Raw genomic sequence first — 2,435 nt, 5'->3', positions numbered from 1 at the left:
GCTGCCGTCGTCGACGTACAGCACCCGCCCCTCCAGTCCCGGCACGGCGTCGAGCGCGGCGAGGATGCGCGGGTGCAGCAGCGGCAGGGTCTGCGCCTCGTTGAACGCAGTGACGACGACGGTGAGACGTTCGGATTCCATCGGCGGATGGTACGGAGCCGCCTGCACGTTCACCAGCGGCGGGCGTATCGCCTAACGAACTGTTGCCTTCTCCCACCGGGAGAAGGTGCCCCGAAGGGGCGGATGAGGGTACGTCTGCCGCCGAACCCCACCACGCTCACGTGCCGGCCGTACCCTCACCCCAACCCCTCTCCCGTGGGGAGAGGGGCTCAAGCTACGGCGCCTGCAGGTAGGCCGGGCCGCCCAGTTGCCGGGTCTGGCGCTGGATCCAGTTGGCGCGTCCCTGCACGTACGGGCCGGGACGCGCGGCGTTGTAGCGCTGCGGCGCCGGCAGCACCGCCGCCAGCAGCGCGCTCTGCGCCGGCGTCAGCTGCGCCGCGTCCTTGTTCCAGAAGCTGCGCGCCGCCGCCTGTGCGCCATACACGCCGTCGCCGAACTCGGCGACGTTGGCGTACACCTCCAGAATGCGCTGCTTCGACCACAGCGCCTCGATCAGCACCGTGTACCAGGCCTCCAAGCCCTTGCGCAACCAACTGCGGCCTTGCCACAGGAACACGTTCTTGGCGACCTGCTGGCTGATGGTGCTGGCGCCGCGCAGACGCCCGCCGCGCGCGTTGTGGTCGCGCGCCTTCTCGATCGCATCCAGATCGAAACCGTGATGGCTTGGGAAGCGCTGGTCCTCCGCGGCGACCAGGGAGATCGGCAGGCTCGACGCGATCTGCGCGGTGTCGCGCCAGTCGTACGCGATGCGGTACGACCAGTCGCCACTGGCCCAGGCACCAAGCTGGCGCTCCAGCATCATCGCCGAGAACGGCGGGTCGACGAAGCGCAGCAGCAACACCTGCGACACGCTCGCCAGCACGAACAGCAACGGCGCCAGCAGCAGCCAGCGCCGCCAGCGCCTGGCCCGCGGACGCGCCGGCAGGGCGCCACTTGCATCGCGGCGCCCCGCCCCCATTCCTATGCTTTCTTCGATCTGGTCCACCGTGACGATCCACTCTCGTGCGGTCGCCATCTTCCCATGCGCAGCGAGGCCGCAATGCATTCTTCCGACGATCGTCTGACCCGCTTCCTGCTCCCCGGCGCCGGCGTGCGCGGCGTGCACGTGCGCCTGCACGACACCTGGCGCGAGATCCTGGCGCCGGCCAGCTATCCCGCCGCGGCCACCGAACTGCTGGGCGAGGCCTGCGTCGCCGCGGCCCTGTTCACCGGCCATACCAAGGTCGACGGGCGCCTGTCGGTGCAGTTGCGCAGCCAGGGCGCGCTGCGCACCCTGTTCGCCGAGTGCACCGCCGCCGGCACGCTGCGCGGCATCGTCCAGTTGGGCGAGGGTCAGGACGCGCCGCGCGACCTGCGCGTGCTCGGCGACGATGCCCTGCTGGCGATCACCATCGAGAACCCCGGCCTGGACCCGCGCGAACCGCAGCGCTACCAGAGTCTGGTGGCGATGTCCTCGGCCGAGCTGGACGAAGCCTTCGAGGACTACTTCCGCCAGTCCGAGCAGTTGCCGACGCGGCTGATCCTGGCCGCCGACGGTACGCACGCCGCCGGCCTGCTGTTGCAGAAGCTGCCGGGCGACGCCGGCGACGAGGACGGCTGGAACCGCGCCGGCGCGCTGTTCGAGACCGTCGGCGAGGCCGAACTGCTGGCCACGCCGGCCGAAACCCTGCTGCACCGACTGTTCCACGAGGAAACCCCGGAACTGCTCGGCGACCGCCCGCTGCGCTTCGGTTGCTCGTGCTCGCGCGAGCGGGTCGCGGCGATGCTGCGCTCGCTCGGCGAGGAAGAAGCGCGGGCGGCTGCCGAGGCGACCGGCCAAGTTGAGATCCGCTGCGAGTTCTGCGGCCGCCACTATGACTTCCCCTTGACGGAATTCGGAGTATTGTTTGCCGTAACGCAGGCTGAACCGACGTCCTCGGAGCGCTTGCACTAGCTGAAACGCGCGTCGCGACCGGGGAGTCCGACTTGTTAAAGAAACATAAACCCTCTAGCATCGACCACCCTGTCCGGCGGGAACTTTCGTGCCCGCCCCAAGTCTCAGATTGCTGATGCGACCCTTCCTGCGCCTACCGCTCGCCCTGCTGATCGCCCTTGCGGCGAGCACGGGCGCGCACGCGCAGAGCAAGCCCGCCACTGGTCACGACCGCACCGTGTTGCCGGTCTGGAACAAGGGCAGCGGCAAGGTCGAGGCGCTGCTGTACCTGGAGCCCACCGGCGAACAGGCGGTCGGCGCGCGCTGGCATTTCGGCCGCAACTCCCTGGATGCAGCGTTCGGCCTGTCCTCCGGCGACTCGCTGGGCCTGCTGTGCAACAGC

At 69.7% G+C, this 2,435-nt stretch carries 2 protein-coding genes and 2 pseudogenes; 2 read left to right on the top strand and 2 right to left on the bottom strand.

Translation table 11 applies throughout. From position 1 onward, the window contains the following. Both D180_RS23475 and mtgA read right to left on the bottom strand, forming a co-directional pair. A pseudogene (locus D180_RS23475) lies at nucleotides 1–141 on the bottom strand (glycosyltransferase); the annotation flags it as partial. A 193-nt stretch (nucleotides 142–334) separates the two neighbouring features. Beyond that, nucleotides 335–1,078, bottom strand: coding sequence for a monofunctional biosynthetic peptidoglycan transglycosylase (gene mtgA / locus D180_RS11675; RefSeq protein WP_017912935.1), 744 nt, complete (start codon nucleotides 1,076–1,078; stop codon nucleotides 335–337). Between the two features lie 81 nt (nucleotides 1,079–1,159). Here mtgA and D180_RS11670 point away from each other — a divergent pair, with 81 nt between their 5' ends. Both D180_RS11670 and D180_RS11665 read left to right on the top strand, forming a co-directional pair. Beyond that, on the top strand, nucleotides 1,160–2,053 hold the full coding sequence (locus D180_RS11670; protein ID WP_026143742.1) for an Hsp33 family molecular chaperone HslO: 894 nt from the start codon (nucleotides 1,160–1,162) through the stop codon (nucleotides 2,051–2,053). Between the two features lie 115 nt (nucleotides 2,054–2,168). Next, nucleotides 2,169–2,435 (top strand): annotated as a pseudogene (locus D180_RS11665) (hypothetical protein); the annotation flags it as partial.

The organism is Xanthomonas sp. SHU 166, assembly GCF_000364685.1.
GTDB lineage: Bacteria > Pseudomonadota > Gammaproteobacteria > Xanthomonadales > Xanthomonadaceae > Xanthomonas_A > Xanthomonas_A sontii.
Note: the sequence above shows the minus strand (reverse complement) of the source record. Positions and strands in the feature narration are given on the sequence as shown.

Bases quoted from the DNA above. Each gene is read 5' to 3' on its own strand.
- mtgA (WP_017912935.1), bottom strand. From the start codon at position 1,078: ATGGGGGCGGGGCGCCGCGATGCAAGTGGCGCCCTGCCGGCGCGTCCG.
- D180_RS11670 (WP_026143742.1), top strand. From the start codon at position 1,160: ATGCATTCTTCCGACGATCGTCTGACCCGCTTCCTGCTCCCCGGCGCC.